The sequence below is a fragment of the Sulfitobacter sediminis genome (assembly GCF_040811725.1).
GTDB lineage: Bacteria > Pseudomonadota > Alphaproteobacteria > Rhodobacterales > Rhodobacteraceae > Sulfitobacter > Sulfitobacter sediminis.
Window position 1 is genome coordinate 82796 of sequence record NZ_JBFNXX010000014.1, and the last position, 25911, is coordinate 108706.

General features: G+C 57.8%; 26 protein-coding genes. 19 read left to right on the forward strand and 7 right to left on the reverse strand.

Annotation, left to right across the window (positions count from 1 at the left end; translation table 11 throughout):
• Nucleotides 1-6: 6 nt before the first annotated feature.
• The 6 genes from AB2B41_RS17070 to AB2B41_RS17095 all read left to right on the forward strand — a co-directional run bounded on the left by AB2B41_RS17070 (nt 7) and on the right by AB2B41_RS17095 (nt 5424).
• Nucleotides 7-417 (forward strand): universal stress protein, encoded by a 411-nt coding sequence (locus tag AB2B41_RS17070; protein WP_367879027.1) that lies wholly within the window; start codon nt 7-9, stop codon nt 415-417.
• Nucleotides 418-464: 47 nt separating this feature from the next.
• Nucleotides 465-971 (forward strand): sulfopyruvate decarboxylase subunit alpha, encoded by a 507-nt coding sequence (locus tag AB2B41_RS17075; protein ID WP_367879028.1) that lies wholly within the window; start codon nt 465-467, stop codon nt 969-971.
• Nucleotides 968-1522: a sulfopyruvate decarboxylase subunit beta gene (gene comE, locus AB2B41_RS17080; protein WP_367879029.1), complete on the forward strand. Its 555-nt coding sequence runs from the start codon at nt 968-970 to the stop codon at nt 1520-1522. The genes AB2B41_RS17075 and comE overlap by 4 nt, the downstream gene beginning before the upstream one ends.
• Entirely contained in the window at nt 1522-2628 is a 1107-nt protein-coding gene (locus AB2B41_RS17085; protein ID WP_367879030.1) for an alpha-hydroxy acid oxidase, read from the forward strand. Before comE ends, AB2B41_RS17085 begins: the two co-directional genes overlap by 1 nt.
• A gap of 117 nt (nt 2629-2745) precedes the next feature.
• Nucleotides 2746-3825, forward strand: a complete 1080-nt coding sequence (locus AB2B41_RS17090) for an OmpA family protein (protein ID WP_367879031.1) — start codon at nt 2746-2748, stop codon at nt 3823-3825.
• On the forward strand, nt 3826-5424 hold the full coding sequence (locus AB2B41_RS17095) for a caspase family protein (protein WP_367879032.1): 1599 nt from the start codon (nt 3826-3828) through the stop codon (nt 5422-5424).
• 904 nt (nt 5425-6328) lie between these two features.
• On the opposite strand, the gene AB2B41_RS17100 is transcribed toward AB2B41_RS17095, so the two are convergent.
• Complete coding sequence (locus AB2B41_RS17100) at nt 6329-6649, reverse strand: c-type cytochrome (RefSeq protein WP_367879033.1); 321 nt, start codon at nt 6647-6649, stop codon at nt 6329-6331.
• Between the two features lie 552 nt (nt 6650-7201).
• On the reverse strand, nt 7202-7753 hold the full coding sequence (locus AB2B41_RS17105) for a recombinase family protein (protein WP_367879053.1): 552 nt from the start codon (nt 7751-7753) through the stop codon (nt 7202-7204).
• Between the two features lie 189 nt (nt 7754-7942).
• Here AB2B41_RS17105 and AB2B41_RS17110 point away from each other — a divergent pair, with 189 nt between their 5' ends.
• Complete coding sequence (locus AB2B41_RS17110) at nt 7943-8134, forward strand: adenylate/guanylate cyclase domain-containing protein (RefSeq protein WP_367879034.1); 192 nt, start codon at nt 7943-7945, stop codon at nt 8132-8134.
• 14 nt (nt 8135-8148) lie between these two features.
• On the opposite strand, the gene AB2B41_RS17115 is transcribed toward AB2B41_RS17110, so the two are convergent.
• Both AB2B41_RS17115 and AB2B41_RS17120 read right to left on the reverse strand, forming a co-directional pair.
• Nucleotides 8149-9408: an adenylate/guanylate cyclase domain-containing protein gene (locus tag AB2B41_RS17115; RefSeq protein WP_367879035.1), complete on the reverse strand. Its 1260-nt coding sequence runs from the start codon at nt 9406-9408 to the stop codon at nt 8149-8151.
• Complete coding sequence (locus tag AB2B41_RS17120) at nt 9386-9739, reverse strand: GIY-YIG nuclease family protein (protein ID WP_367879036.1); 354 nt, start codon at nt 9737-9739, stop codon at nt 9386-9388. Before AB2B41_RS17120 ends, AB2B41_RS17115 begins: the two co-directional genes overlap by 23 nt.
• A gap of 409 nt (nt 9740-10148) precedes the next feature.
• Here AB2B41_RS17120 and AB2B41_RS17125 point away from each other — a divergent pair, with 409 nt between their 5' ends.
• Both AB2B41_RS17125 and AB2B41_RS17130 read left to right on the forward strand, forming a co-directional pair.
• Complete coding sequence (locus AB2B41_RS17125; protein ID WP_367879037.1) at nt 10149-11294, forward strand: tyrosine-type recombinase/integrase; 1146 nt, start codon at nt 10149-10151, stop codon at nt 11292-11294.
• Nucleotides 11295-11357: 63 nt separating this feature from the next.
• Nucleotides 11358-11558: a helix-turn-helix transcriptional regulator gene (locus AB2B41_RS17130; protein ID WP_367879054.1), complete on the forward strand. Its 201-nt coding sequence runs from the start codon at nt 11358-11360 to the stop codon at nt 11556-11558.
• A 254-nt stretch (nt 11559-11812) separates the two neighbouring features.
• On the opposite strand, the gene AB2B41_RS17135 is transcribed toward AB2B41_RS17130, so the two are convergent.
• On the reverse strand, nt 11813-13363 hold the full coding sequence (locus AB2B41_RS17135; RefSeq protein ID WP_367879038.1) for a recombinase family protein: 1551 nt from the start codon (nt 13361-13363) through the stop codon (nt 11813-11815).
• Nucleotides 13364-13823: 460 nt separating this feature from the next.
• On the opposite strand from AB2B41_RS17135, the gene AB2B41_RS17140 reads away from it, so the two are divergent.
• From AB2B41_RS17140 to AB2B41_RS17150, 3 genes are all read left to right on the forward strand, one after another.
• Complete coding sequence (locus AB2B41_RS17140; RefSeq protein WP_367879039.1) at nt 13824-14168, forward strand: helix-turn-helix transcriptional regulator; 345 nt, start codon at nt 13824-13826, stop codon at nt 14166-14168.
• Nucleotides 14158-14637: a hypothetical protein gene (locus tag AB2B41_RS17145; RefSeq protein WP_367879040.1), complete on the forward strand. Its 480-nt coding sequence runs from the start codon at nt 14158-14160 to the stop codon at nt 14635-14637. Before AB2B41_RS17140 ends, AB2B41_RS17145 begins: the two co-directional genes overlap by 11 nt.
• A gap of 78 nt (nt 14638-14715) precedes the next feature.
• Nucleotides 14716-15246, forward strand: a complete 531-nt coding sequence (locus AB2B41_RS17150; RefSeq protein ID WP_367879041.1) for a DUF3768 domain-containing protein — start codon at nt 14716-14718, stop codon at nt 15244-15246.
• Nucleotides 15247-15261: 15 nt separating this feature from the next.
• Here AB2B41_RS17150 and AB2B41_RS17155 read toward each other — a convergent pair whose 3' ends face one another.
• Both AB2B41_RS17155 and AB2B41_RS17160 read right to left on the reverse strand, forming a co-directional pair.
• Entirely contained in the window at nt 15262-16440 is a 1179-nt protein-coding gene (locus AB2B41_RS17155; protein WP_367879042.1) for a type IV secretory system conjugative DNA transfer family protein, read from the reverse strand.
• Nucleotides 16441-16923: 483 nt separating this feature from the next.
• On the reverse strand, nt 16924-17808 hold the full coding sequence (locus tag AB2B41_RS17160; RefSeq protein ID WP_367879043.1) for an HAD-IIA family hydrolase: 885 nt from the start codon (nt 17806-17808) through the stop codon (nt 16924-16926).
• A gap of 237 nt (nt 17809-18045) precedes the next feature.
• On the opposite strand from AB2B41_RS17160, the gene AB2B41_RS17165 reads away from it, so the two are divergent.
• From AB2B41_RS17165 to AB2B41_RS17195, 7 genes are read left to right on the forward strand one after another with little or no spacing between them, the layout of a single operon-like run.
• The gene (locus AB2B41_RS17165) at nt 18046-18822 is read left to right on the forward strand and encodes a DeoR/GlpR family DNA-binding transcription regulator (protein WP_367879044.1); all 777 of its coding nucleotides are present in this window, start codon (nt 18046-18048) and stop codon (nt 18820-18822) included.
• Nucleotides 18819-19868, forward strand: coding sequence for an ABC transporter ATP-binding protein (locus tag AB2B41_RS17170; protein WP_367879045.1), 1050 nt, complete (start codon nt 18819-18821; stop codon nt 19866-19868). The genes AB2B41_RS17165 and AB2B41_RS17170 overlap by 4 nt, the downstream gene beginning before the upstream one ends.
• A gap of 22 nt (nt 19869-19890) precedes the next feature.
• Complete coding sequence (locus AB2B41_RS17175; protein ID WP_367879046.1) at nt 19891-21147, forward strand: ABC transporter substrate-binding protein; 1257 nt, start codon at nt 19891-19893, stop codon at nt 21145-21147.
• Between the two features lie 60 nt (nt 21148-21207).
• Nucleotides 21208-22101 carry a carbohydrate ABC transporter permease gene (locus AB2B41_RS17180; protein WP_367879047.1) on the forward strand — a complete coding sequence of 298 codons (894 nt, stop codon included), beginning with the start codon at nt 21208-21210 and terminating at the stop codon, nt 22099-22101.
• On the forward strand, nt 22098-22907 hold the full coding sequence (locus AB2B41_RS17185) for a carbohydrate ABC transporter permease (protein ID WP_367879048.1): 810 nt from the start codon (nt 22098-22100) through the stop codon (nt 22905-22907). The genes AB2B41_RS17180 and AB2B41_RS17185 overlap by 4 nt, the downstream gene beginning before the upstream one ends.
• Before the next feature lie 4 nt (nt 22908-22911).
• Complete coding sequence (locus AB2B41_RS17190) at nt 22912-23709, forward strand: phosphodiesterase (protein ID WP_367879049.1); 798 nt, start codon at nt 22912-22914, stop codon at nt 23707-23709.
• Between the two features lie 11 nt (nt 23710-23720).
• Nucleotides 23721-25376, forward strand: a complete 1656-nt coding sequence (locus AB2B41_RS17195) for a Na/Pi cotransporter family protein (RefSeq protein ID WP_367879050.1) — start codon at nt 23721-23723, stop codon at nt 25374-25376.
• Nucleotides 25377-25911 lie beyond the last annotated feature (535 nt).

Below are 25911 nucleotides of genomic sequence, written 5' to 3' on the forward strand. Positions count from 1 at the left end.
GAGATCATGTACAAGAAAATTCTCGTCCCCATGGCGCTTGATCACGGCGTCTCACCCCAGACCCTCGAAATCGCCCAGGCGCTGACCGGCGGCAGCGGAGAGATCATCGCACTGCACGTCTACGAGGCGCCGCAGGGATCGGTCACGGCCTATCTCGATGAGGACACCGTGAAAGAGGGCTTCGAAAAGGCCCGCAAGCTGCTGGAGCAGAAGCTCGAAGGCGTTTCCGGCGTCAAGGCGGAACTGATCAAGGGCCACACCTATCGCACGATCATCGACTACGCGACCGGCAACGGCATCGACTGCATCGTGATCGGCTCGCACAAACCGGGGCTCAGCGACTATCTGCTCGGCTCTACCGCCGCCCGTGTCGTGCGCCACGCGCCCTGCGCGGTGCATGTCTACCGTTCCACCTGATTTCTCAAAACGCGCCACCATGGCGCACCAACCCGAAAGGCAAGACCATGAATATCGACAAGAAGATCGTGGATGATCTTGTCGCGAACGATGTCTCCTTTGTCACAACCGTCCCCTGCAAGCAGCTGGCCGGTGTGATCGAGGAAGTCGAGAACCGCGACGGCATCTTCCACATCCCCTCCAACAAGGAAGACGAGGGCATGGGCCTCTGCGCCGGTGCCTTCATGGGCGGCAAGCGGCCCTGCATCATCATGCAGAACACAGCCATCGGCGTGACGATCAACACGCTGGCCACGCTGACCCAGTTCTACCGGATGCCGCTGCCCATGCTGATCTCCTACCGCGGAGAGCTCCGCGAGCCGGTGGCCTGTCAGGTGGAAATGGCCGTGCACACCAAGGCGTTGCTGGCACAGCTCAACATCCCCACCTACCACTTCCACTGGCAAAAGGATGTGGAAGAGCTTGATAACATTCTGAAGTACACCTTCATGTGCAACAAACCCGTGGCGATCCTGACCGACGCCAACTTCTGGGGAGGCTATGGCGACCAATGATCCGCTCTGAAATCCTGAAAGAAATCGCACCCATCATCAATCCGCACCTCGTCGTCTGCAACATCGGTCTGCCCAGCCAGGAGCTCCACTCGATCGACGACAACGAGCGCAACTTCTACATGCTCGGCACCATGGGTCTCGCGTCCTCCATCGGCTTCGGTCTGGCGCTGGCGCAGCCAAAGCCGGTGATCTCCATCGACGGGGACGGCTCGATCCTGACCAACCTCGGCACGCTGCCCACCATCGCCAACAATGCGACCGGCAACTACACGCTGCTGATCATCGACAATGGCTCTTACGGCTCCACCGGGGACCAGCCGACCTATGCAGGCAAGAAAACCAACCTGACCGACGTCGCGCGCGCCTGCGGCTGCGAGAACGTGATCGAGGTGCAGGACAAGGACCTGCCGCCGGTGCTGCAAGAGGCCATCGACAGTGACGAGATGACCATCATCGTCTGCAAGTGCGACAGTGGCAACATCAAGCTGCCGGTGATCACGCTCGATCCGGTCGTCATCCGCCACCGCTTCATGGAGGCCGTGAAAGCCTGATGAGCGCGGACGCCATCCATTCGGCAGAGGACGCGCGCCGTCTGGCGAAGCGGCGACTGCCGTGGATGGTGTTCGACTATATCGACGGCTCCGCCGGGGCCGAGACAGGGGCGGCGCGCAATCGCGCCGCCCTTGACGCAATGACGCTGCGCCCGCGCATCCTGCGCGACGTCAGCCAGCGCTCGCTTTCAGCGACCGTCTTCGGCAAAGAGGCCGAGCGCCCCTTCGGCATTGCGCCGATGGGCATGTGCAACCTGTCGGGTCCCGGCGCGGACCTGATGCTGGCCAAGCTGGCGGCAAAATACAAAGTGCCTCACGGCGTCTCTACCGTGGCCTCGACGCCCATGGAAAAGATCATCGAAATCGCCGAAGGAAACGCCTGGTTCCAGCTTTATTTCAGCGGCGATGGCAATGGCACTTTCAAGCTGGTCGAACGCGCCAAGGCGGCAGGCTACGAAACCCTCGTGCTGACCGTCGATGTCCCCGAGGTCGGGCGTCGCCCGCGCGAGCTGCGCCACGGCTTCAAGATGCCTTTCAAGATCGGCCCCTGGCAATTCCTCGACTTCGCGCTGCATCCGCGCTGGTCGATCTCGGGCTTGATCCACGGCAAGCCGCAAATGGCGAATTTCCTTAAGGAAGGCTACGAATTCGACCGCACCGAAAGCCGCGCCAAGGCCAACTGGGACACGCTCAGACGCCTGCGCGATATGTGGCCGGGCAATCTTGTGGTGAAAGGTGTGCTCGACATTGAGGACGGCGTGGCGCTGAAGGACGCGGGCGTCGACGCGATCCAGGTCTCCAGCCACGGCGCGCGCCAGCTCGAAAGCGCGCCCGCGCCCTTCGAGGTATTGCCCAATATGCGCGCCGCCCTTGGCCCCGACTTCCCGATCTTCTTCGACAGCGGCCTGCGGTCGGGCGAGGATGCACTCAAGGCGTTGGTTGCCGGAGCGGATTTCGTGTTCTTCGGACGCATCCTCCAGTTTGCCATCGCCGCGGCAGGGCGACAGGGACTTGATCAGCTTTGGAAAGTGCTGAGCGACGAGATGAGCATCGCCATGGCCCAGACCGGCATGACACACCTGAAAATCGACCGCCGGAACGCCTGAGGCGCGCTCGAATTCTCTTGTGAAAAGGATTGTTTGCACGCGGCTCTTCGTGCAACAATTGGACAATTTTTGAGACCGCGACCGTCCCGCCTTTATTTGGGGCACTGGAGGAATGTGATGAACCTATTGAAAAGACTGCAGGAAAAAGCCGCCCATAACCTGTTCTTGGTGGTCCTTGCGCTGATTGCGCTGGGACAGGTGGCGCAGGCGCAGCAGAACCCGTTTTCCGGGGGCTGGACGCTTCAGCCCGAAATGTCGAACCTGACGTTCCAGTCCGTCAAGAAACAGACCGTCGTTGAATCCAGCAGCTTCGCCACGCTGGAAGGGGAGATTTCTCCCTCGGGTGCGACTGAGGTACGGGTTCTGCTTGATTCAGTCGATACCAAGATCGACCTCCGCAACGTCCGCATGCGTTTTCTATTCTTCGAGACCTTCAAGTTCCCCACCGCCAAGATCACGACCCAAATCGACGCCAGTGCGCTTGCCGATCTGGAACAGGTCCGCCGCAAGACAGTGCCCGTCACTTACACCATGGATTTGCATGGCGTGACAAAGGACTACGAAGCCGAGGTTTTCGTCACCCTCCTGACGCCTGACCTCGTGTCTGTCGCCAGCCGCACCCCCGTCTCGGTCAGCGTCGCTGACTTCAACCTGATGGAGGGTCTGAACAAGCTGCAGGAGGCCGCAAACGTCGATATCATCCCGTCGGCAACCGTGTCCTTCGACTTCATCTTTGCCCGCAACAGCACCACGGCTGCGGCCACCCCTCAGCCCACCGCAACGGCCACACCCGCTTCCGTGGCGCTCGAAGCGGAAGGAGATTTTGACCGCGAGGCCTGCAAGGGCCGGTTCGAGATCCTGTCACGTACCGGAAACATCTATTTCGCTTCCGGCAGCTCTCGCCACGACCCCAAGAGCGAACCCCTGCTGAACAGCCTTGCGGATATCATCCGCCGCTGTCCGAACATGGTGATCGAGGTTGGCGGGCACACGGACTCTGTCGGCAGCGACGCCAGCAATCAGCGGCTGTCTGACGCACGGGCGACCACTGTGCGGGAATACCTGATTTCCCGTGATCTGACTCCGGATGTGCTGGTCAGCAAGGGTTACGGGGAGAGCAGCCCCATCGCCAGCAATGACACCCGCGAGGGGCGCTGGAAGAACCGCAGGATCGAATTCAAGGTGATAAGCAACTAGATGCGACACACAGCTTCGAAAGAACAAGCGACCTTCGGTCGCCTCATGGTCATGCTTGGGGCGATCTTTCTGGCCTTTGCGCTGCTCAGCCCGGCCAAGGCACAGGAGCTTGAGCCAAGGATCGCACTGATCGTCGGGAACGGCGCCTATGGTGCGGTCACACCGCTGGACAACACGGTGCCGGATGCCGAACTCATGGCCCGTACACTCGAAGAGCAGGGGTTCAAGGTGACCATGCTGATCGACGCGAACCAGATCGCGTTGAACCGCGCGATCGCGCAGTTTGGCCGCGATTTACGGGACGCGGGCAAGGAGGCGACAGGGCTGTTCTACTACGCGGGCCACGCGGTTCAGTCCTTCGGCAGCAACTACCTGCTGCCCACCGACGCGAGCCTGACCGATGCCGCCGATCTGAGCCTTGTCGCTGTGCCCGCACAGGCGGTTCTGCGGCAGATGTTCTCGGCCAAGAACAAGACCAACATCGTGATCCTCGACGCTTGCCGGAACAACCCGTTCGTGTCGATACCGGACCTGAATGACAACGGTCTTGCCGAAATGAACGCCCCGACCGGTACTTTCCTGTCCTACGCCACTGCACCGGGGGCGGTGGCGCTAGACGGGCTGGATGGAAACAGCCCTTTCACCAAGGCGCTGGCCCGTGAAATACCCAAGGCGGGTGTGCCCATCGAACAGCTTTTCAAGAACGTCCGCGTGGACGTCATCGAACAGACGGGCGGGGCGCAGACGCCCTGGGATACGTCCTCTTTGACCAACGACTTTGTGTTCAAGCCGGGAGAGGCGCTGACCGAGGCCGAAATCGCCGAGCTTCAACTCTGGGACTCGGTCAAGGACAGCACCGATCCTGTTCCCGTTGTTCTTTTCATGCGCGGCTATCCCGACAGCAAATTCATCCCCGAAGCACGCGCGCTTCTGGAGAAGATCATCAATTCGGAACTCGGTGAGCAGAACGCCGCTGCCGCAGTGAACGCACCGCAGCCGGAGCCCCCTTTGGCCGTCGCGGTCCCTGAAACACCCGCCGCGCCAGAGCCTCAGGCCGACACCACGCAGGAGCAGGAGCGTCTGATCGGCGTTGCCCAGGCAAGCGGGGCGGCTGAGGACTACGAGGCATATCTGACGGCCTTTCCCGAAGGGATCTACGCGGAATTCGCCGCCTTCGAGCTGAAGATACTGAAGGAAAAGGCGGAACGTGCCGCTGCTGCCGCGCAGCAGGCCCCGGCAGAGCCGAAGGCCGAGGAAGTCGTCGTTGCCGCTGCGCCCTCGCGGGCGGCCGCCGCACCCATGGGAACCGAGTTGACCTGGGAGATGCCTTTCACCAGCGGGGGAGAGGGCCTTCTCGGAAAGAGCATCTCGGAGCTGGTGACATTGTCGCCGCTCTTTCCGCCGATCGAAGGCCTGCCCGAGGAACTGTGGAAGGACCAGAGTTGCTCGAACTGCCACCAATGGACCAAGGAGGCGCTGTGCGATCAGGGCAAGACCTACGTTAATGCTGGCAACAATGAAGCGGTGTCGAAACAACATCCCTACGGTGGCGGTTTCAAGATGAACGTGCGTTCCTGGGCTGAGGGCGGCTGCAAATAGACCCGGTGGAGCTTCTCCTCCGACACGCTTCGCTGACTGTCTTCCAGGTGGAAACCATTGCCCAGGGACCATGGTCTACCGCAGCGGAAAGCACACCCGAGTCACCCGCGCAAAGCGGCCTTTGAAGGACAGGAATTGGCCGCTTTTGGGGAGATCGGTCAGGGCACGCAATTCTGGTGCGAAATCAATTTCAGTTCCCGTTGACTTAGATCGATCTAAGGCGCCAATTCCGAAACATATTAAGTGGAAGTTGTTAGTGCGCCCTGCAGGTGGTGAGGATCATTGGCAAAAAATGAAGGATTGCCAAAAAATTTCTCCAGCGGGAAGTCGCGCTTTTCATCAAGCCTAGCGGTTCTTGTCAGAAGTTTGCTTCTGCACGGCTTGCTTCGTTTCGAATGTGTTTCCGAGTTCCTGGAGTACCGTGAATGGTCCAGTCCACGCCTCAGAACAGACCCCATGTCATCAAGTCCTCGCGAAAGACCATCCTCGGCGCGGGGGGCAAGGTTTGTCCGGTCGCATCTCTGTAGCCGTTTACTGCGGTAAGGGCACAACGTGAGCCGTGTCGATAACTTTGAAACCAGGTCATACAGGCAAGCTGGCTCAACGATGGCGACCCCTACAGAGCGCCGGTCGAATTCGTAAGGACGTCGGTCGATACAGTCGATGCCGATGGGAGAACCAACAGCTATGGCGAAGAGATATACCGCCTGGGCGGTTTCCGCTTCTACCGGCTGGCCACCACGCATAAGGGCGGACACAGAGCCTGCGCCTGCGAGAGCGTCTCGAACTAGGTTGCTGTCAGGCTTCCGTTTGTGCGCCTCAGGCCGTAACGGGTGGGGTAGGGATCGCGCGGCGACCGCGGGCTCACCAACGGTTTTTGTTGCGGTCCGAACGGTGCTTGACGCTAGTTTTCGAGGGACACGATGTAAGCCACCATGTCATCGATGTTTCCGCCGATCATATAGTCGAGGTATTGCGGCATCCTGTCGTGCAACGGCATGACGATCCGGTTGCGGATCTGCTCTTTCGACCGGAACTTGGCGATCGCGGCAAAGCTGGGCGTCTGCAGCTTGAAAGGGCCATTCGGTTCGATGTTATGACACCGCGAGCAATATTCGTCCGCGATCATGCGACCCATCTCGACACTTGCCTCCTGCGCGGCGGAACCCGTGCCAAGCACAAGGCTGAGGGCCGGGGCAAGAACCGAGATCGCGCTTTTCTTCATGTAGCGTTTCCCTTTGGCGAAAGCCGGCCTCGGGTGATTTCGGGCACGCGGGAGCGGCTGCAGGACTGTCTGGAAAGGTTAGGTGCGCATCATTCCCCGGTCAAGCGCGGCAGGGGCTGCGTATAGGTTCCTGTACAACATGGTCAACGCACTTCCGGTGCCGCAAAGCGTCCGAGGCTTGCGGGCGGCAGTCGGCCTCCAAATCTTGTCCGGGAAGGGGGGGGGCCGAGCGCAGATCGCAGGCGTGGCCACCAAACGACTTTGCGGTCGTGCTATTTCAATAAAACCTTGAAATTTATGGTGCCCCCACACGGTGATGGATGCATAATTTCAACCATGCAAGTATCTGAAATTTATGCATTGTTCAATAGCCGAGAATGCCGCTGTGTTCCTTTTTGTGTTACCTTTTGCATGCGTTGCGAGTGCTGTGTTAGCCATTGTTTCAGAATGTCGAAGCGGTGACGTCGACCCCACCAATAGAGATTGGTAGGGACCCGTCTTGGCTCCTTTTGCAAATACACGTGATGGTGGTGCGTATCGCGAACTGCAACTCTAGATTGCTCCGTTCGCAATTCTATAAACCGACCGCTCAGAGATGCCCAGGCGTTCCGACACAGCCTTCTTCGTCAAACCCTCGGACAAGAGGCCGACAATTTCTTGCTTCTGCAAACGTGCTGTTGGCTTGCGACCTTTGTACTTGCCCAGCGCTTTGGCCTTGGCGATGCCTTCACGCTGTCGCTCTAACATCATCTCTCTTTCGAACTGTGCAACTGAACCCAAGACGTTTAGCATCAGTTTGCCAGTCGCATTTGTAGTATCCAACCCAAGATCAAGGATGCGAAGGCCAACGTTCTTTTCTGAGAGTTCTTCGACTATCTCCCCAAGATGCCTGACTGTACGTGCCAGACGATCCAACTTGGTAACGACAAGCGTGTCCCCGTCGCGGGCATAGTCCATAGCGGCCCGGAGCGCCTCTCTGGGAGCCACTGACGATATTTGCTCGTCATACAGCCTATCGCAGCCGATGGCCCTCAGTGACTCTCTCTGCGCCTCTATCGAGGCCTTCTGTTCGATAGTAGATGTGCGTGCGTATCCGATCATCATTCCATATTCAGTCCATTTATTGTGTTTTCGATACTGCAGAACTTGTGCATCCAGACCCACGCTTTGCTGTGTTGTGAGCGATGAATTCAACGCCCGCCTTTCCCCATAGTGGACTTGGCGCTCAAGGGTGTGAAGAGGAAATACGGGGCACACACACATCAAGCGCCACCATTGGGCAAGAGGGAAGTCATGCGTGCGATTGAGCGGCTAGCCGTGAACATCGCTTCACGTGTACAATCCTTGGCCGATCCGGGGGAAATCTTGGTCTCTCAAACGGTTAGAGAAATGCTGATGGGTAGCGGCCTAACTTTGAGTGATCGGGGAACTCATGCTCTCAAAGGAGTTGATGGTTCATGGACGGTCTATTCGTTAGGGGGCTAAGCACAGTTCGAGCCTCAGGCAGCCTTTCCTGCCAACCACCATGTCTCGACTGAACCCATGCCTTTGACTTCAACTGTCCCACGCGGCTCAAAAGAGTAATCACCTGCGAGTTCTTCATGGGCGGGGCCAGTGACCTGAATACGTCCGGGCTCACCGTGGCTTTCCATTCGGCTGGCGGTGTTTACCGTTTCGCCCCACACATCGTAGAATAGTTTCTTATTGCCAATGACCCCTGCGACTGCGGGACCAGCATGGAGGCCAATGCGGACCTCCAGCCCCTCTGGGAATTCGTCTGCCATGTCCGCGACGGTCCGTTGCATATCGAGAGCCATTTCCGCCACCCGATGCACCGGATCACCGCATGGGTTGGGCATTCCAGCAGCGACCATGTAAGCGTCTCCAATCGTCTTGATCTTCTCCAGTCCATGCTTCTCGGCCAGTTCATCGAAGGCGCGGAAGACTTTGTTCAGGAAACTGACAACTTCCTCCGGCGGGAGAGAGGCAGCTCGGGGAGTAAAGTCCACGATATCGGCAAACAGGATCGCGACCTTCGGGAGACTATCGGCGATTGTCTGGTTTGGCTCGACCTTTAGCCGAGCAGCAATATCCTCAGGGAGGAGGTTGTAGAGTAGTGCTTCCGATCTGGCGTGTTCGGCTGCAAGCGCGTCTTCGGCGGTCTCTGCACGGTTGAAGGCCACGAAGGTAGGGACCACGATCATCGCAGCCGTTGCAGTTATCAAAAATATGTAGTTTCCGATTTGAAAAATTGGGGCTCGGTAGGCTTCCACAATTGGCGTAGAGAAATATACCTCGCTCACAATAATGGATGCGATGGCTGCAATTGTGATGAGCATCAGTAAGTCCGGTCGCTTGGGGCCAATTATGAGCAATGACACTGCTGGCGCCGATAGAAGGGTTAGTTGAACACCGGTGCCATTACCGGCCAGTGCACTGATCGTAATCAGAGCGGGGCAGATCGCCATTACGATGTAAAAGGCGCCAAACTCATCGCCGCGATTAAATGCAAATGGGAGGCAGAACAGTGTCACCGTCATTACGACATTGATCAGCGCCATAGCCCAAAACTGATCAAGGCCAAGGAAAACGTGCAGAAGCGTAAACCCAATCGTTTGAGCCGAGCCCCAGGCACCAAACAGGTTAGCAATATACTGCCTGGTTCTGCGCCGTGGCGGTTTCGCCTCAAGACCATAGTTAAGATACCAAGCCAACCAGAGTGGCTGCTTTTTCCCATCAATACGCTCGGCTGCGGCCATGCAAACTCCCCCGCTGAATGGTGGTAGGTACGGTGATTGCTGTTTCCCAGAAGTCGCGTTTTAAAGCACTTTGTTTGATCCGTTCGGCTACTGAGTTGCCCGAGCCGATATAGACCCGCACGCCGCTCGCTTTGTCCGGGTCGGGACCGGAGAGCACATAGACGCCAGTGCGATCTACCTCCTCACGAGCCGTCATGTCGCCGAAAGCGGAGGCCCCACTTACGAAGAGCAATCCTGTCCACCCGTGTATCGTGGCCTTCCGCAATCCGCTCGGTTTGCCGTCAACGAGGAAGAGTTGGATGGTTCGACCGAAAGTTTCTTCAGTTGTCATTCTGATATCATCAAGCGTTGCGGATAGGTTAGCAAGCCGCTCCTGCTTAGCGATTGGAAATCACCGCTTGTCCGATTTGGTTTTGTGTTTCGTGAGGGTGAGGGCAGAGGCCAGTGGAAAGTGGTCCCCATTAACGGGGTTTGATCGCTGCGCTCAAGGTGGGCGAATAGGTGGATAAAGATTTTATATGACGAAATAATATCATGAAATAGTTGGATTTTTTGATGATATATGGCGCCCCCATACGGACTCGAACCGCGGACCTACTGATTACAAATCTGAATTCTCAGATTCACATATGTTCTCATATATGGTATTTAAGTATTGAAGATCAGCATATTAACAGCTTTCTCCCGAACATAGCTGAACATAGAAAACCGCCATTACGCACACGATTCGAGAGCCTAAAGTGAGCCTAACGGACCTACAGATAAAGCGCCTGAAGCCCCCAAACTCTGGTCAAAAGACATATTATGATCCTGGGCTTCCTGGCTTCGGCGTGCGCGTGTCACAGGGCGGCTCGAAGACATTTGTGGTGGTGTACGGGAAGAACCGGCAGCGGCGCAGCCTAGGTCGCTATCCGGAGCTATCATTATCTGAAGCTCGCATCCTCGCCAAACGCGCACAAGCTGATATTGCTCTGGAAGGTATCAATGCGAAGCAACCGCTGCCCTTGATTTCTTTTGATTTGGCCAGAGAAAGATTTATTGCGGATAGTGAAGCACGCACGAGAGAACGGACCGTCGATGAATACAGGCGCCTGCTTTACAAGCACTTCCATTTCAAGTGTCAACTATCCGAATTGACACGAGACAGCATTGCATCCTGCATCGAGAGGCTGAAATCGACACCATCTGAGCAGCAGCATGCCTTTGTTGCAATCCGTACGATGATGAACTGGTGCGTAAAGCGAGGCTTTTTAGACATATCCCCAGTTCCGCACATGGCATTCAAGTCCAAGCCACGCGAACGAGTGTTGTGCGACCGCGAGCTTTGCATTCTTTGGCACCGCGCTGACGCTTTTGGATGGCCATTTGGTCAGATCGTGCAGTTACTAATTCTTACAGGCCAACGTCGCGGAGAAATCGTTGGGCTTCGATGTAGCTGGATTGAAGACCAAATAATTCGATACCCGGCAGCTTTTGTAAAAAACCGAAGACCACACAGTGTTCCCCTTGGCAACTTGGCGATGGGGATCGTTGCCAAGATACCTGGTGACACAGATCTTCTATTCCCTTCTCGTCTTGACCGAGACAAGCCTTTCAACGGTTTTTCAAAGTCTAAGGCAGTGTTCGATCGCCCTTTGGATGTGGAACCATACACATTGCATGATCTACGTCGAACTTTCAGTAGCAATATGGCGAAGCTTGGCACTCCAATTCATGTAACCGAAAGGATTCTAAACCACGTATCTGGTTCAATCAGCGGGGTGGCTGCCGTCTACAACAGACACGCCTACATAGAAGAAATGAGAGAAGCATACGCCATGTACGAAAAGCATATACAAGAGATCATAGGCAAGCATGGACCGGATGTGACTTCTGCCGTACGGTAATCTGACCTGGGTATTGTCGTAACCTAGGGCATCGCGATGCTCTTCAATCATGGAGAGATCGCGATGAGGATACTTTCGAAGCGTCAGCTGAAGGAGCTGGTTTTGTACTCGCCGCAACATGTCGCACGTCTGGAGAAGGCAGGCCTATTCCCTAAACGGGTACAGCTGGGCCCGAACCGGGTGGGATGGGTTGAGGCTGAAGTGCTGGAGTGGCTCCAAGCACGGCTGGCCAATCGGGACGCCCCGCCCGACACTCCTGAGTAAGGAGCAGGGTGGCCGAGGGCGCACTCCTCGGTCACCCGATGAGCGGGATTCTAACAGTGTGTACTTGCCCATGGGGTCCTGCACCGGAGGTGTGCCGGTATTATCCAAGTAGGCCGCATTTGAAGCTCTGAATGAACGGGCAGTGCACGCCATCTTGAGGACACCCGTAGAAAGTCAGATGACGGGTAGTCCCCGACATCTCAGACAAGTACTTCAATTGGTGATGATCGGCCTACCGCCGAGATTCCAGAAATCTATCTGCCATCAGCAGTCGCGTCGTCCTGATGGTGTTTCTGGCTGTCCAGTACGGCCAGAAGCTTTTCAAAGGCGCTGTCTGGACTTTGAAGCTCGTTGGGTCCAGTTCGAGATGTGTCCCGATCAAGGCCACCATCGAAGACACACATGCCAGATTTAACTACCTTGAGCCAATCGCAGGGCTCTAGTTCAACGCGGTTTTGCACGACAGTTCGGTTCGAGAAAGCGTTTTCGACGATTTCGCGTTTTTCGGCGTCTTGGGCGCCAATATGAAGCCCTGTCAGGTTTTTCATAAGTTCGAGGAACTGCATGCGGTTGCGGGCGGCTTGCTCGGGGTTTGGCAGGCTGCGGAGCTTTTCTCGAGATGCGGCCAGATCAATCTCGAGCCTTTGTTTTCGGGTGTCGAACAGGCTTTTGTCGATCGTTCCATCAATCAGGAGATCGGTGAGGCGATCGAGCCGTTGTTCCTCCGCTGCAATTTGTAGCTCGATGGCTCGACGTTGTGCTTCCAACTGTCCGCTGTTTTCCTCCGCAGCCCAGGCTTTCGACAGTCGTTCCGCAGCCTCAGCGGTCATCTCCAGACTTTGCAGCGCACTCAAGATCTCCGCTTCAAGCCGATCTTCACGGATGGTCTTCGTAGGGCACTCTCTTGTTTGACAGCGGTAGTAGACGCGGCCTTTCTGGCGCTCTGGGCTCATTGGCCCTTGGCACAGACCGCATCGAAAGAGGCCGCGGTAAAGATGATTGTGTTGCGTAGAGATTTTTCCCAAGCGGTTTTCTTTGACCTCTTGGACGCGCTTGTAGAGGGAAGGAGGAACGATCGGCTTGTGGATGCCATGGTAGGTTTGGCCGGTTCTCCGCATCACAATGAGCCCCGTGTAGAATGGGTTCTTGAGGATCGTTTCAATGCCGCAGAGGCTGAGTGGCCTGTTTCGATGGTTGCGCAGGCCGCGTCGATTGATCTCTTTCCGCAATGACCTGAGGGAGTATTGGCCGCTCGCATAGAGATCGAACATGTCCCGGATCAAGGGCGCTTTCTGAGGATCCGGGATCTTTGCTTTACCTTTGCCCTGATCGAGATACCCGACGGGTGCTTTGAAGGGATAGAGCCCTTGTTTGAGGCGCCCCTGGATGCCCTTGATGGTCTCTTCGCGCAGGTTGCGGATGTAATCGGCCGCGATGACAGCCTGGATATCGGCGGTGAGCCGTCCGCCGCGTGAGGTGAAGTCGAGGCTTTCTGTGGCGACATAAACGTTGACACCGGCGTCGGGCAGCTCGCTGAACATGGCCCAGTCGCGCAGGTTGCGGGCGGAGCGGTCGATCTTGTGGATGATGATGCCAGAGGCGGCCCCGCGGCGGAGCTGCCTGAGCATCTGGTTGAAGATGGGCCGACCTCCTTTGGCCGCGGTCTGCTTTTCTTCGAACCACTTGGTGATGGTCAGACCCTTCTGACTCGCAAAGACCTGGATGGCCTCTTTCTGTGCGTCGAGAGAGACCCCTTCGCCTTGCTTCTGGGTGGAGACCCGGATGTAGCCAAAACAGGATGTCATACATCGATACTGGGGTACTCAGACTCTACCATATCGTCAGATTTTGGCGACTCTGGTGCCTCCGTCGGGGGCCAAGTCCCCTCGGCCAGCATGCGCAGGTAGATGCGGCGGCAGAGATCGAGATGGCGTTGTAGGTGTTTGTCGTGCTCCATGCCCTCAGAGTACCAGGGCAGGGGAGCTTGCCTAGACACGCGTTCATGTCCGTTGGGGTTGCGGGTGAGTCTTGCAGAGCCATGCCGGTGGCGTAAGCTGTGCCTTAGACAATCCCGACTGGATAGCGATGACCTCACCACCGGGCTGGTCTCGGGGGATCGGAGGGGTTTGACCCCTCCGAGGATGATCCCACGCGAGACTGGCCCGGTGGAGGACGAGGCAGAGACATCGCGCCATCGGGCCGTAGAGCGGTGCTGGCGGCTCAAAGGGTCGTCGGCGGATTACCAGCTTAAGTCAAAAGTTCTTTATGCAAGACTTCTCACAATGCCTGGCCGAGGCCCGTCGCAAAGCGGGGCTCAGCCAGGAAGACTGCGCTCACCTGCTCGGTGTGTCGCAAAGCCATATCTCTCGCCTGGAGCTTGGACGGGCCGTCCCGAGCGTGTCTGACCTTTGCGGGGTGGCCGTTCTTTTTGGGCGCACCATGGAGGTCATGGTGGAGCCCCTGTTCAGGGACCGGGCTGCCACCATCCGGGAACGGCTGTTTGACCTGCCAGAGCCGCGCCTGACGTGGTTGACGCGCTTTGCGCGGCACAATGCTCTGCGCAGTCTGGAAGCGCGGGTTGAGCGTATAGCCAGGTACTATGACCGCTAGGCGCAGTGTGCTGGCCTTTGCCGCCGCCAGCGGACGGGTGGCCCATGTCCTTGTGGTTCAGGGCACCGTCAAGAGTGTGGGCATGTCCCGGAAGGCGAGCATTGGCTCCAAAGAGGCCCGGGTCTACGCCGCCTGGCAGATTGAGCGGTTCAGGCCAGACACGGTGATTACCGAGAAGCTCCTGGCCCGCTCAAAGAAGGGTGCCAAGACCCGGAAGATCATCGAGGCCTTGGGATCCGTTGCGGAGCTTGCGGACGTGGAGAGTATCGCGGTCGTCCGCGGGCAGGCGCACACCAACCGGTTTGTGGAGGCCCAGGACCTGGCGCGCCGGTATCCCGCACTGCAGCCCTATCTGCCGAAGATGCGTCGGCTCTGGGACCCCGAACCCAAGACCCTGATTTACTTCGAGGCTCTTTCGCTGATCGAAGCCACCTTTGGTCAAGGGCCGTCCTCACCCCGCAGGCCTTAAAGCGAGGTCTGCTCTCTCTCCCTTCGTGGGGTGCGTCCGAGATGGTCTCGGGCGGCCACCCGACCGGAGGGAAGAGAGATGACGACCAAAGAGACAACAGGGTTCGATATCCTTGGCGAAGCACCGATCTGTGCGCGCTGTGGCTCGGAGCACGTTGTAACCGATGCCTGGGCCTGCTGGAACAGGGAGGCGGGCTTCTGGGAGTTGGAGACCCACTTCGACCAGGCCTACTGTCGCACGTGTGAGGACGAGACCGAGTTGCAATGGATCAAGCCGGAGCGCCCGGAGAATGGCCGTGTGCGCGATCTGAACGACGCGTTTCGACGACTTGGACAGGGGCGTGGCTCAGTGTTTGTGACCAACGGGGTGTCGGCACTGGGGCCAGAGTTTGTCGCCCGTGCCCTGGCGGCTGTTAGATGCTTCAACAACTTCAGTGAAGAGAACGACCCGTGGGGGGAGCATGACTTCGGAGCTTTTGAGCTCGAAGGTCACAAGCTCTTCTGGAAGATCGACCCGTTCGACCTGGCACTGCAGGCGCATTCGCCCAACCCGGCCAATGCGGCTCTCACCCACAGGGTGCTGACTCTCATGTTGGCCAGCGAGTACTAGGCCTGACCGTCTCCCTTAGCGGGAGGCGGTTTTTTGCGGTGGCGGCGCCGTCGCCACTGAGAAGGCCGGTGTCCTCTGGCCCTTTACCATGACCCGCGCATAGGCGCGGTGGTTGGGCAGATTGATCAGATCGCCCGGGGTCACCTTCTCCAACTGACGCACAAAGACGGGGGCGTCATTGGCACCCACCCGAAAGACCATGAGGCTGCCGACATTCCCGAGGATGGCCTCAAAGACGCCGGTCTCCACCTGGGCGATGTGCTGATGAACGAGCGTGAGCCCAAGCCCGTACTTGCGGGTCTCTGGCAGGATATCGGCGATGGAGGTGGTGGTGAAGGCGTGGAACTCGTCGACGTGCAGCATGAAGGGGCGTCGCTGAGGCTCAGGGAGGTTCTGACGGCTGAGGGCGGCGTTGACGATGCTGGCGACAATCAGGCCGCCCAGGACATTGGTGACGTCTGCTCCAAGACGGCCCTTGCTGAGGTTGACGATGAGGAGCTCTCCTTCATCCATGATCTTGCGGAACCGGAGGGGTCGCGTGGGCTCACACAAGGCACGGCGGACATTGGGATGGGCGAGGAAGGCCCCAAGCTTGTTGGCAATGGGGGCCACACCGTCAAAGGCTGTCTTGTAGTTCATCTTCGGGAACTCGGCGGTCCAGAAGGCGCGCACTTGCGGGTCCGTGACGTGGCTCAGCATATGTGCCTGCGCGGACTTGTCGATGAAGAGGGGGACGAGATCGCGCAGATCGGCCCGGGGTTGGGCCAGCAGGGTGAGCAGGGCGTGGCGCAGGAGGTGCTCCATACGCACACCCCAGGCGTCAGCCCATTGCTTCTTGAAGGCGTCGATCAGGCCTGCGGCCACCAGAGGGTGGTAGGTGGCCGGTACAGGCGTCAGCGGGTTGTAGCCATAGGGATTGTCCGGATCGGCCGGTGCCCAGAGATGGGCGCGGTCCCCCAGATGGGCTGCTAGCGTGTCTGCCAGATCACCGTGCGGATCGATAAGACAGAAGCCAAAGCCGCCCGCGGCATCCTGCAGAGCCAGATTGGCCAGGAGCGTCGACTTGCCGGTGCCTGTCTGCCCCACCACATGCAGATGCATCAGTCGGTCGGCCAGCCGGATGCCAAAAGGGGCATCACCGTATCGACTGAGCGCCAGACCCAGTGTGCTTACCGTCTCCGAGATGTGCTTCATTAATGAATTGTCGGGTGAAGTAGAGCAGACCGCTAGGTGCACGTGCTTGGGCCAATGTGGCGGTAGTCTGGAAGTGCTCACGCCGGAGCGGCATTAGTGAGATAAGTCGGTTTCTTTGACCTTAGTCGGCATTGCTTAAGCTATGAGCAATGGCTCAGTTGCAAACTTAACCAGTCACTCATGACTGGCTCGCGCCGTGGCAACGTCTGCTTCTTGGCCGCAACGACCGCTCATACCAATATCAGCCATTCGCTGCGGTTGCGCTCGATGTCTCAGAAGCGGACAAACCGGTCAGTCGTCTATTGGTCCCCAAAGGCGCTGAACTGCCCTAAGCGGCCGCTCGTCAGATGCTTCTGGTGCCGCGTTGCAGCTCACTTTGCTGTCATTCGCTGCAGAAAAAAATCCATCCAAGCAATGTGAAACAAAAAGCTGAGAAGCCTAATCGGTAATGTTGGCTCTACTCTTCTTGCCGGATCGGTCACGTTATATGCGAGAGAGCCGCCACGTAGGCACAAGTGCAGACTGCATGGTGAACTGGGTTGCATCTACCCCAGAAAACATACCGTCCCTTTCCACCAAAACCGTGCGCCAGCCATGGGCTGCGGCACCGAGGATGTCGGTATGTAGCGTGTCACCGCACATTGCGATCCGGTCCGGCGGCGAGCTTTCGAGGGTGTCACTCACCATTTGAAAAACATCGGGGAAAGGCTTTCCGAAGAAGCGAACGTCAGGCAGGCCCAAGTCGGCAAGTAGATGCCCAAAATGTCCCGGTTCCAGCGAAAACCCGTTGTCCCGAGGCGCCGCAATATCGGCATTGGCAATCACGACAGGGCGCTGCCGCTCCAGAAGGCTCTCAGTCAGGATGGCTTGACGATCGACATTCCAGATTTCAGTCGAGAGAAACAGGATGCCATCGACGCTGTCATATTCGGACCGATCATCGCCGAGGCGCAATGTGGCGGCAGGAATATCCGTCAAGTCGTCTGATGGCGCGGCGATACAACCCCAGAGCATATCGCCAAGACCCTTCAAAGCCGCGCTACGGCTGGTGATGATCTCTTCCGAAGCAACCTCAACACCCAGATTGCGAAATTTTTCTACCGCACGGTCATGATTGTAACTCGCTGCATTTGACAGGATGCGGATCTTATTCCCAGCGCTGCGCAACTGGTCCAGTCGTTCCGCAGCACCTGGTATTGGCGTTTCACCCACGTTCAGAACGCCGAAGGCATCGAAGACAAAAGCGTCTACCTCATCAAGCACGTCCATCAGTGAATTTATCCGCAAGGCATCGGCTGGAAAATTGGCCTTGGGCAGCCGATGGCGCACAGATTGATAACGTTCGAAAATGCTAACGACGTCATCCATGCGTCCGTTCAATCCTTCATTCAATGAGATCACGCACATTTGGTGCGGACAAAGACATGGTAGCGGGCACACACAGAAATGGAAGAAAAAACATCAAAAAAGGTTGAGTTGGTACATAAGGGAAGAAGAAAATAGCTATTTTTGGAGCGTTTTTGGAGATAGGAGACATCGGGAGTCAAAAATTTTGTTGTTTTGTTGCTTTTGCTGGTTATAGTTTTTTCACACTGCGGGGAAACTATGGCATCCAAGAAGATCAGACGTCGCGACATTATCCAGCAGGTCGTTCAGGAGCGTGGCGGCGTCAGCGTAGGTGCTCTTGCCGAAATGCTGGGGGTCTCAACCCAGACGGTACGCCGTGATATTGATCTTCTTTGTGACGGCAGCAATCTGCGTCGGGCGCATGGTCGGATCGAACTGGCAGAGGATCGGCTGAACACGCCTTTCGACCAGCGCGCGGGCACCAATCTTGCGGGGAAGCGGGCCATCGCCGAGGTGGCGGCGGCTCAGATACCCGATGGCGCGACGCTCTTTGTCTCCATCGGCTCCACGGCCCTGAGCGTTGCGCGCGCTCTGCGCTACCGCAAAGAACTGACCGTTATTACCAACAACCTAAGTGCGGCAATGGCCCTGAGTGAAGAGGTATCGAACCGCATCATTCTGCCAGGCGGGGAGCTTCGTCTTCCCGATCGTGATTTCATCGGTGAGGAAGTGGTCGAATTCTTTGGGCGTTTTCGTGCCGAGTTCGCTGTTTTCGGTACGGCAGGCGTGGGAGAGGACGGTCTGCTTTTAGAGTTTCATCAATCCGAAGTTCGCGCGTCCGAGCGGATGCGTTCCAATGCGCAGCGCGCGATTTTAGTGATTGACCACAGCAAATTCGGCCGTCTTGCGCCGGCAGCAGGCGCAAGTATCAGCGATGTCGATCAGGTCGTTTGCGACCGGCCGCCGACGGCTGTTTTCGAGACGGTCGTCGAAGGACTCGGCGACAAAATCGTTTTCGCGGAGAAGACAGTATGACCGATGCAGCGCCCTTCGTTCACGTGGACAATGTCGCTAAGCGCTGGAATGGGCAGTTAGGGGTTGAAGACATATCCCTGTCCATTCCGCGTGGGTCTTTCGTGGCGCTGCTCGGCCCATCAGGGTGCGGGAAATCAACTACGCTGCGTCTGCTCTCCGGGCTGGAGTTGCCCGATGAAGGAAGCATCACGATTGACGGGCGCGACGTGACGCATGCGGCCCCCTCCGAGCGCAACCTGTCCATGGTTTTCCAGTCCTATGCATTGTTCCCGCATCTTAACGTCGCCGAAAACGTGGTCTTCGGGCTGAAGGTGCGCAAGGTCCCCGCGACTGAGCGGCGCGACAAACTGAAGCGCGCCTTGGAGATCACCGGACTGCTTGGGTATGAGGACCGCAAGCCGGGCGAGCTTTCGGGGGGCCAAAGGCAACGGGTTGCACTGGCGCGCGCGATTGTGGCGAACCAGCCGCTTTGCCTTATGGACGAGCCGCTGTCGAACCTTGACGCCAAGCTGCGTGCCTCGGTGCGTAAGGATATCAAGAAGCTGCAGCTCGATCTGGGGATCACGGTTGTATACGTCACCCATGACCAGACCGAGGCGATGAGCATGGCAGACATGGTTGTGCTGATGAAGGATGGCCATATCCAGCAGACTGGAGCGCCGGAGGAACTATACTACAAGCCCGCAAACACCTTCGTGGCGGAGTTCGTCGGCGCGCCGCCGATGGCATTGATCGACGCTTCTGCCTTGCCAGGCTTTGGGCACGCGGCCCGCATCGGGCTTCGCGCTGAGGACGTCGCGGTGGCTGAGACCGGCAAGGGGCGGCTGAGCTGCACCGTGTCGGAATGCGAATTCCTGGGATCTGAGACATTCATCGGTCTGTCACATCCGGCCACTACTGGCCTCACCGTGAGCCTGCCGGGACTTCGCAACATTCCCGCAGGTGAGACGATGGAGATCACTTTCTCGGACGACAACCTGCACTTTTTCGACACCGTGGGCCGAAGGCTCGCGCAAAAAGCCGGGGAGCCGGCACTGCATGACTGATGCACATTCAGGGAGGAAACCAATGAACGCATTCAGAAATCTTGGACTGGCCGCTGTGTCAGCTACGGTCCTCGCCGCCCCATTGGCGGCGGAGACCGAGCTTACCATGTACTACCCCATCGCCGTGGGCGGCGCGCTGACGGAGGTGGTTGACGGTATCGTCGCCGACTTCGAGGCAGCAAACCCCGACATCAAGGTCAACGCGGTTTACTCGGGCAACTATGACGACACCCGCGTGCGGGCGCTGTCGGCCCTTGCATCCGGTGAACCGGCGCAGCTGGCGGTGATGTTCTCGATCGACGCCTATGATCTGATCGAACAAGATATCATCGTGGCTTTTGACGATATCGAAGGCGTGGATCAGGCCTGGCTCGACAGTTTCTACCCGGCGCTCATGGCCAACGGCAAGATCGAGGGAAAGACCTGGGGGATACCGTTCCAGCGATCTACCATCGTGGCCTACTACAACAAGGATATGTTCAAGGCTGCAGGGCTCGACCCGGAGGCGCCGCCCACCACATGGGACGAGATGATCTCGATGGGGAAGGCGCTGACCAAGGACGGAACCTATGGCCTGATGATCCCGTCGACGGGCTATCCCTACTGGATGTTCCAGGCGCTGGCGATCCAGAACGGCAAGGAAGTGATGTCTGATGACGGCCTGACCACCTATTTCGATGACCCCGCCGTTGTCGAGACACTGGAATTCTGGAAGTCACTTAGCCAGGAACACGGAATCATGCCCACCGGCACCGTGGAGTGGGGCACATTGCGCCAGGCCTTCCTTGAGGGTCAGACCGCGATGATGTGGCATTCGACAGGCAACCTGACTGCGGTCAAGAACAACGCGACCTTTGACTTCGGTGTGGCCGAGCTGCCCGCGAACGTCCGCAAGGGATCGCCAACCGGTGGCGGTAACTTCTACGTATTCAAGGACACAACGCCCGAAGAGAAAGCTGCCGCGCTGAAGTTGATCGAGTTCATGACTTCGCCGGAACAGGCAGCGGCATGGTCCATTGGCACCGGCTACATGGGCGTATCGCCCGCAGCCTATGAGACCGAGACGCTCAAGGCCTACACGCAGGAATTCCCGCCGGCACTGGTTGCGCGCAACCAGCTTGAGAACGCCGTGGCCGAATTCTCGACCTTCGAGACCGCTCGCGTGCGCGAAGGTCTGAACAACGCGATCCAGGCGGCGCTCACAGATGCCAAGTCTCCTGCGGAAGCCTTGGCCGAGGCACAGGCTGCCGCCGAGCGCCTGCTGCGCGACTATCAGTAAGCGAAACGGCGGGCGCCTGCCTCTCGGCGCCTGCCATCTTTTTCTCCAGGGGACCGATCCATGGCCGATCATGTCAGCAATGAACGCCGCAGGCAGGCGATCTACGGCTGGATCCTGCTGTCCCCCGCCGCGATCCTGCTGACCACATTTGCCTTCTACCCCTCGCTTGCCACGCTCTGGTCCTCACTCTTCAGCCGCAACACCCGGCGCAGGCCCAGCGAATTCGTGGGCGGTGAAAACTACACGGATCTTTTCGCGGACCCTACCTTCTGGAAAGTGGTCACCAACAATCTGATTTACGCAGGGGCCACCATCCCGATCTCTATCGCCATCGCCCTTGCCATGGCGCTTTGGGCGAACTCCAAGATTCCTGCACGCGGCTTCGTGCGCACGGCCTATTTCACGCCAACCGTCCTGCCGATGATCGCCGCCGCGAACCTCTGGCTTTTCTTCTACACGCCCGGACTGGGTGTGCTGGACCAGCTTGGCGGCCTCATTGGCCTGCCCAGCATCAACTGGCTGGGCCAACCCGAAACGGCGCTTTGGGCAGTGATTATCGTGACGATTTGGAAAGAGGCCGGGTTTTTCATGATTTTCTATCTCGCCGCGCTCCAGACGATCCCCGAGGACCTCAAGGAAGCCGCCGATATCGAAGGATGCAGCCGCTGGACCTACACCCGCCGCATTGTGTTGCCGCTCCTTATGCCGACGACACTTTTCATCATGGTGAACGCGTTGATCAACTCGGTCAAGCTGATCGACCATCTGTTCATTCTGACCAAAGGTGGTCCGAACGACGCCTCAAAGCTGATCCTCTACTACATTTGGGAAATGGCTTTTGCCTTCTTCGACGCGCCGCACGCGGCGGCCATGACGATCCTCGTGCTTGTCGTGCTGGGCGTGGTCGCGGGCATCAAGTTCACGATCCTCGACAAGCGGACCCACTACCAATGAAAGAGTTTTCGCGGCATATCGAGGCCTTCGGCGCGCTGCTCCTGGCGATCATCTGGATATCGCCACTGGTCTTTGCCTTCTGGGCGGCATTCCACTCCACTTCCGACGCGGTGAATTTCAATCTGCTGTCGCCGTGGACGCTGGAGAACTTCCGCACCGCATGGGCGGGCGCACCATGGCTGAAATACTTCATCAACACTTTCCTTCTGGTAACGGTCATCCTAGTCGGACAGTTCATCGTGACCACCCTGGCTGGCTTTGCTTTTGCGCAGGTGCAGTTTCCGGGCCGGGATTTCGTGTTCATTCTGGTGCTGATGCAGCTTTTCATTCTGCCCGAAGTGCTGATCGTTGAGAACTATGCGATGGTTTCGCGCCTTGGGCTTTTCGACACGATCTTAGGCGTGGGGATGCCCTACATGGCTTCGGCTTTTGGCATCTTCCTGATGCGACAGGCGTTCAAGGGCGTGCCGATTGAACTGCACGAGGCTGCGCGGGTCGAAGGATGTGGATGGTTCGGCATCCTGTGGCGAGTCTATGTGCCGCTGGCACGACCGACCTATCTGGCCTATGCGCTTGTTTCGGTCTCGACCCATTGGAACAACTTCCTGTGGCCGCTCATCGTGACCAATTCGCCCGACACAAGACCTCTGACCGTAGGCCTGTCGATTTTTGGCGCGCCGGAAAACGGCGTCGATATCAGTGTCATTTCGGCGGCGACGATGATGTCGGTGGCTCCGTTGCTGATCGCCTTCCTGATCTTCCAACGCCAGTTCGTGCAGGCCTTCCTGCGCGCCGGGATCAAATGAGGCAATGGCGCGGTTCCTGCAACTGACCGATTTGCATGTGGTGAATGAGGGTGCCCTAGCCTCTGGCGTTCTGGACACTCGCAACCTCCTGCGAACGGCCATTGATCGACTGCAAGAGCTGCGGCCCGCGCTCGCTCCGTTGGATGCGGTGCTGGTCTCGGGGGACATAAGCGATGATGGCAGCATCGAAAGCTATGCCTTTGCACGCACCGAACTCAACCGGCTTGGCCTGCCCTTGTATGTGGTTCCAGGCAATCACGACGCTCGCGGGCCCATGCGCGCGGCATTTGCCGATCTCCCAGAAATGCCAAAAATGGGCTTGATCGACTGGGTGGCCGACGTTGGTAACACGCGTGTCGTTGGACTGGATACACTGGTCGAAGGGCGAGGCGGTGGTCAGCTTCGCGATGAAAGCCTTGACATGCTGCATCACGCGCTTGAGGCCGCAGGATCAGGCCCCGTGATCATCATGCTCCACCATCCGCCGATCCAGACCGGAATCCGTTTCATGGATGCCATCGGTCTTGAGAACGCGCACGCGCTCGAAATGATTTTGGTGGATGTACACAACCCCGTCACACTTGTCGCAGGTCACGTCCACGGGATTCATCACGGAAGACTAGGCCACCATCATGTGGCAACCGCACCATCAACTTGCAGCGGCTTCGCAATGGACCGCCGTACCGAGGCCCCTACAGGATTCTTTCGGGGGCCGACAGGCTGTGCGGTGATCGACACGAACCCCGGCGGCATCTGGAGCGCCGTTCCGCTGAAACCAGCGGACGGGCCCTTTCCATTCTAGGACGCTGAGCCATGGAAAGCACACCTGTCGTCATCGCCCTGAACCTCGCCGCCGCTGCGGCGCTTCTGATCTGGGCAGTCCGTCTGGTGCGTACGGGCTTCGAACGGGCCTTTGGCGGCCAGCTTCGCCAATGGCTCAAACGCTCGACAGGCAACAGGGCGACCTCGGCTGCGACTGGCGCGGGTGCTGCCGTCCTTCTGCAAAGCTCAACGGCCGTTGCGCTGTTGCTTGCTGGGTTCATGTCTGCAGGTGCCATAGGGGGGACCGCAGGCCTCGCGGTCATACTGGGTGCAGACCTGGGCTCTGCCATCGTGGTGCAAATCCTGACCTCCCGGATATCGGTACTCACCCCCCTGCTGCTGCTGGTCGGGGTGCTAATCTTTCTGCGCAGTAGCCGCCGATCTCTCCGGCAGATTGGGCGCATTCTGATCGGACTCGCTCTGATCTTTCTGTCTCTGGATCTGATTGGTGAGGCAAGCTCCCCTCTTGCGCAAAGCGAGGCTACCAGATCGGCAATGACATATCTGTCTGATGATCTCATTACCGCGTTTCTTCTTGCCGCGCTTTTTTCCTGGCTTGTGCATTCCAGCGTTGCTGCTGTCCTGCTGTTTGGCACATTGGCCGCGCAGGGCGTTTTGCCGGTGCAGGCAGCCATCGCCATGGTGTTGGGTGCAAATCTGGGCGGAGCCTTCATCGCCTTCTTCCTGACTCTTCGATCGGACATCGATGTCCGACAGGTGGTACTTGGCAATCTCATACTGCGCGGCGGCGGAGCCTGCATCGCATTGGCACTTCTCCATGCGCTTGAGATCGTGGAACTGATACCCGGCGGAAGCGCGCTGCAACAGACGCTCAACGTGCACCTCGGCTTTAACGGAGCATTGCTTCTGATAGGTCTGGTCCTAATCAACCCCACAGCGCGGATGACCGCGCTTCTGCTTCCGGACAGGAAGGCTGCGCAAGCTGAAGGCGTCCGCTCGGTCCTTGATCCAAAAGTGCAAAACCAACCTGCCCGCGCCTTTGCCTGCGCACAGCGCGAAATGGTCGACATGGGCAACCGTATTGAGATCATGCTTCGCGACACGATGCCTCTATTCGACCAGTTCGATGAGGCGGTTGTCGACCGTCTGCGTACCGAGGATCGCGCAATCTCGCGCATGTCTTTTGATTTGAGGGTCTACCTGTCGGGTATCCGCAGTAATGATCCAAATGAAGACACCGGTACACGCGCGTTCGATCTTGCCGGTGTGGCGACGAACCTTGAATCAGGAGCCGACGTTATCGCTCGGAAGATGGTCAGCCTTGCCCGTCGCAAACACGAAGAGAAGACCAGTTTTTCTGAGGAAGGTTGGCAAGAGCTCTCTGATTTCCACGACAAGGTCTTACGCAATGTCCAGCACGGCATTGCCGTTCTGATGACCGAGGACATTGGAGAAGCGCGGGAATTGGTCGCGCAAAAGGAAATGATCCGCGAGGTCGAACAGCGTCTAGAAAGGAAACACCTCACAAGATTGCGGCAGGGTTTGACAGAAACGATAGAAACAAGCGCTATTCACATAGACCTGTTGCGGTCACTCAAGATGCTAAACACGGCTTTTGCCATGATCGCTTATCCGCTTCTGAAAGAAAAAGGGGAACTTCTCGAAAGCCGTCTTTCCAATGGTTGACCGGCAGTGCTTTGGGCATCGATTTTGGTGCTCAAGAGTTCGAATTCCCAATCTATTTCTCTAGACTTGGAACAGTCTCAAAGGTCATGTTGAGGGCAAATCCGAGTGAGGGACCGATTGACCCCGACCTGGTGGTCCGCGTGATGGATGATCTGTGGTATCACTGGCTCTATCTTCCCGATACTCAACAATTCTGAATTTCATTTTCGAAAAGTGGTCATTCAGGTAGAGCGCAGCGAACTTTCGCTATCCGCCCTTCGCGTCGGATGCTGCGCCACTGAACAACGTCGGGAGTGGGCTCTCTTGAGACATCTGAGCGTTTTTGTCAGATGTCCGCTAAGCCGCCTTCAGCGGTCACTCAAGGCCGCGTGGTGGCGGGGCAATGTCCGCTCTTGCACCGCGACGACCGCTATTGCCAACACCGGGCATTCGCTGCGACTGCGTCCGACGTCTCAGATGCAGGACAAAACTGACGCTCAAGAAATCTTCAGCTCACCAATTTGTACAACGGCCACTCTTCAGGAATTCCTTTGAG

What these genes read in the sequence shown, in the direction of transcription:
- AB2B41_RS17070 (WP_367879027.1), top strand. Translation starts at nt 7, where the DNA reads ATGTACAAGAAAATTCTCGTCCCCATGGCGCTTGATCACGGCGTCTCA.
- AB2B41_RS17075 (WP_367879028.1), top strand. Translation starts at nt 465, where the DNA reads ATGAATATCGACAAGAAGATCGTGGATGATCTTGTCGCGAACGATGTC.
- comE (WP_367879029.1), top strand. Translation starts at nt 968, where the DNA reads ATGATCCGCTCTGAAATCCTGAAAGAAATCGCACCCATCATCAATCCG.
- AB2B41_RS17085 (WP_367879030.1), top strand. Translation starts at nt 1,522, where the DNA reads ATGAGCGCGGACGCCATCCATTCGGCAGAGGACGCGCGCCGTCTGGCG.
- AB2B41_RS17090 (WP_367879031.1), top strand. Translation starts at nt 2,746, where the DNA reads ATGAACCTATTGAAAAGACTGCAGGAAAAAGCCGCCCATAACCTGTTC.
- AB2B41_RS17095 (WP_367879032.1), top strand. Translation starts at nt 3,826, where the DNA reads ATGCGACACACAGCTTCGAAAGAACAAGCGACCTTCGGTCGCCTCATG.
- AB2B41_RS17100 (WP_367879033.1), bottom strand. Translation starts at nt 6,649, where the DNA reads ATGAAGAAAAGCGCGATCTCGGTTCTTGCCCCGGCCCTCAGCCTTGTG.
- AB2B41_RS17105 (WP_367879053.1), bottom strand. Translation starts at nt 7,753, where the DNA reads ATGATGATCGGATACGCACGCACATCTACTATCGAACAGAAGGCCTCG.
- AB2B41_RS17110 (WP_367879034.1), top strand. Translation starts at nt 7,943, where the DNA reads ATGCGTGCGATTGAGCGGCTAGCCGTGAACATCGCTTCACGTGTACAA.
- AB2B41_RS17115 (WP_367879035.1), bottom strand. Translation starts at nt 9,408, where the DNA reads ATGGCCGCAGCCGAGCGTATTGATGGGAAAAAGCAGCCACTCTGGTTG.
- AB2B41_RS17120 (WP_367879036.1), bottom strand. Translation starts at nt 9,739, where the DNA reads ATGACAACTGAAGAAACTTTCGGTCGAACCATCCAACTCTTCCTCGTT.
- AB2B41_RS17130 (WP_367879054.1), top strand. Translation starts at nt 11,358, where the DNA reads ATGAGGATACTTTCGAAGCGTCAGCTGAAGGAGCTGGTTTTGTACTCG.
- AB2B41_RS17135 (WP_367879038.1), bottom strand. Translation starts at nt 13,363, where the DNA reads ATGACATCCTGTTTTGGCTACATCCGGGTCTCCACCCAGAAGCAAGGC.
- AB2B41_RS17140 (WP_367879039.1), top strand. Translation starts at nt 13,824, where the DNA reads ATGCAAGACTTCTCACAATGCCTGGCCGAGGCCCGTCGCAAAGCGGGG.
- AB2B41_RS17145 (WP_367879040.1), top strand. Translation starts at nt 14,158, where the DNA reads ATGACCGCTAGGCGCAGTGTGCTGGCCTTTGCCGCCGCCAGCGGACGG.
- AB2B41_RS17150 (WP_367879041.1), top strand. Translation starts at nt 14,716, where the DNA reads ATGACGACCAAAGAGACAACAGGGTTCGATATCCTTGGCGAAGCACCG.
- AB2B41_RS17155 (WP_367879042.1), bottom strand. Translation starts at nt 16,440, where the DNA reads ATGAAGCACATCTCGGAGACGGTAAGCACACTGGGTCTGGCGCTCAGT.
- AB2B41_RS17160 (WP_367879043.1), bottom strand. Translation starts at nt 17,808, where the DNA reads ATGGATGACGTCGTTAGCATTTTCGAACGTTATCAATCTGTGCGCCAT.
- AB2B41_RS17165 (WP_367879044.1), top strand. Translation starts at nt 18,046, where the DNA reads ATGGCATCCAAGAAGATCAGACGTCGCGACATTATCCAGCAGGTCGTT.
- AB2B41_RS17170 (WP_367879045.1), top strand. Translation starts at nt 18,819, where the DNA reads ATGACCGATGCAGCGCCCTTCGTTCACGTGGACAATGTCGCTAAGCGC.
- AB2B41_RS17175 (WP_367879046.1), top strand. Translation starts at nt 19,891, where the DNA reads ATGAACGCATTCAGAAATCTTGGACTGGCCGCTGTGTCAGCTACGGTC.
- AB2B41_RS17180 (WP_367879047.1), top strand. Translation starts at nt 21,208, where the DNA reads ATGGCCGATCATGTCAGCAATGAACGCCGCAGGCAGGCGATCTACGGC.
- AB2B41_RS17185 (WP_367879048.1), top strand. Translation starts at nt 22,098, where the DNA reads ATGAAAGAGTTTTCGCGGCATATCGAGGCCTTCGGCGCGCTGCTCCTG.
- AB2B41_RS17190 (WP_367879049.1), top strand. Translation starts at nt 22,912, where the DNA reads ATGGCGCGGTTCCTGCAACTGACCGATTTGCATGTGGTGAATGAGGGT.
- AB2B41_RS17195 (WP_367879050.1), top strand. Translation starts at nt 23,721, where the DNA reads ATGGAAAGCACACCTGTCGTCATCGCCCTGAACCTCGCCGCCGCTGCG.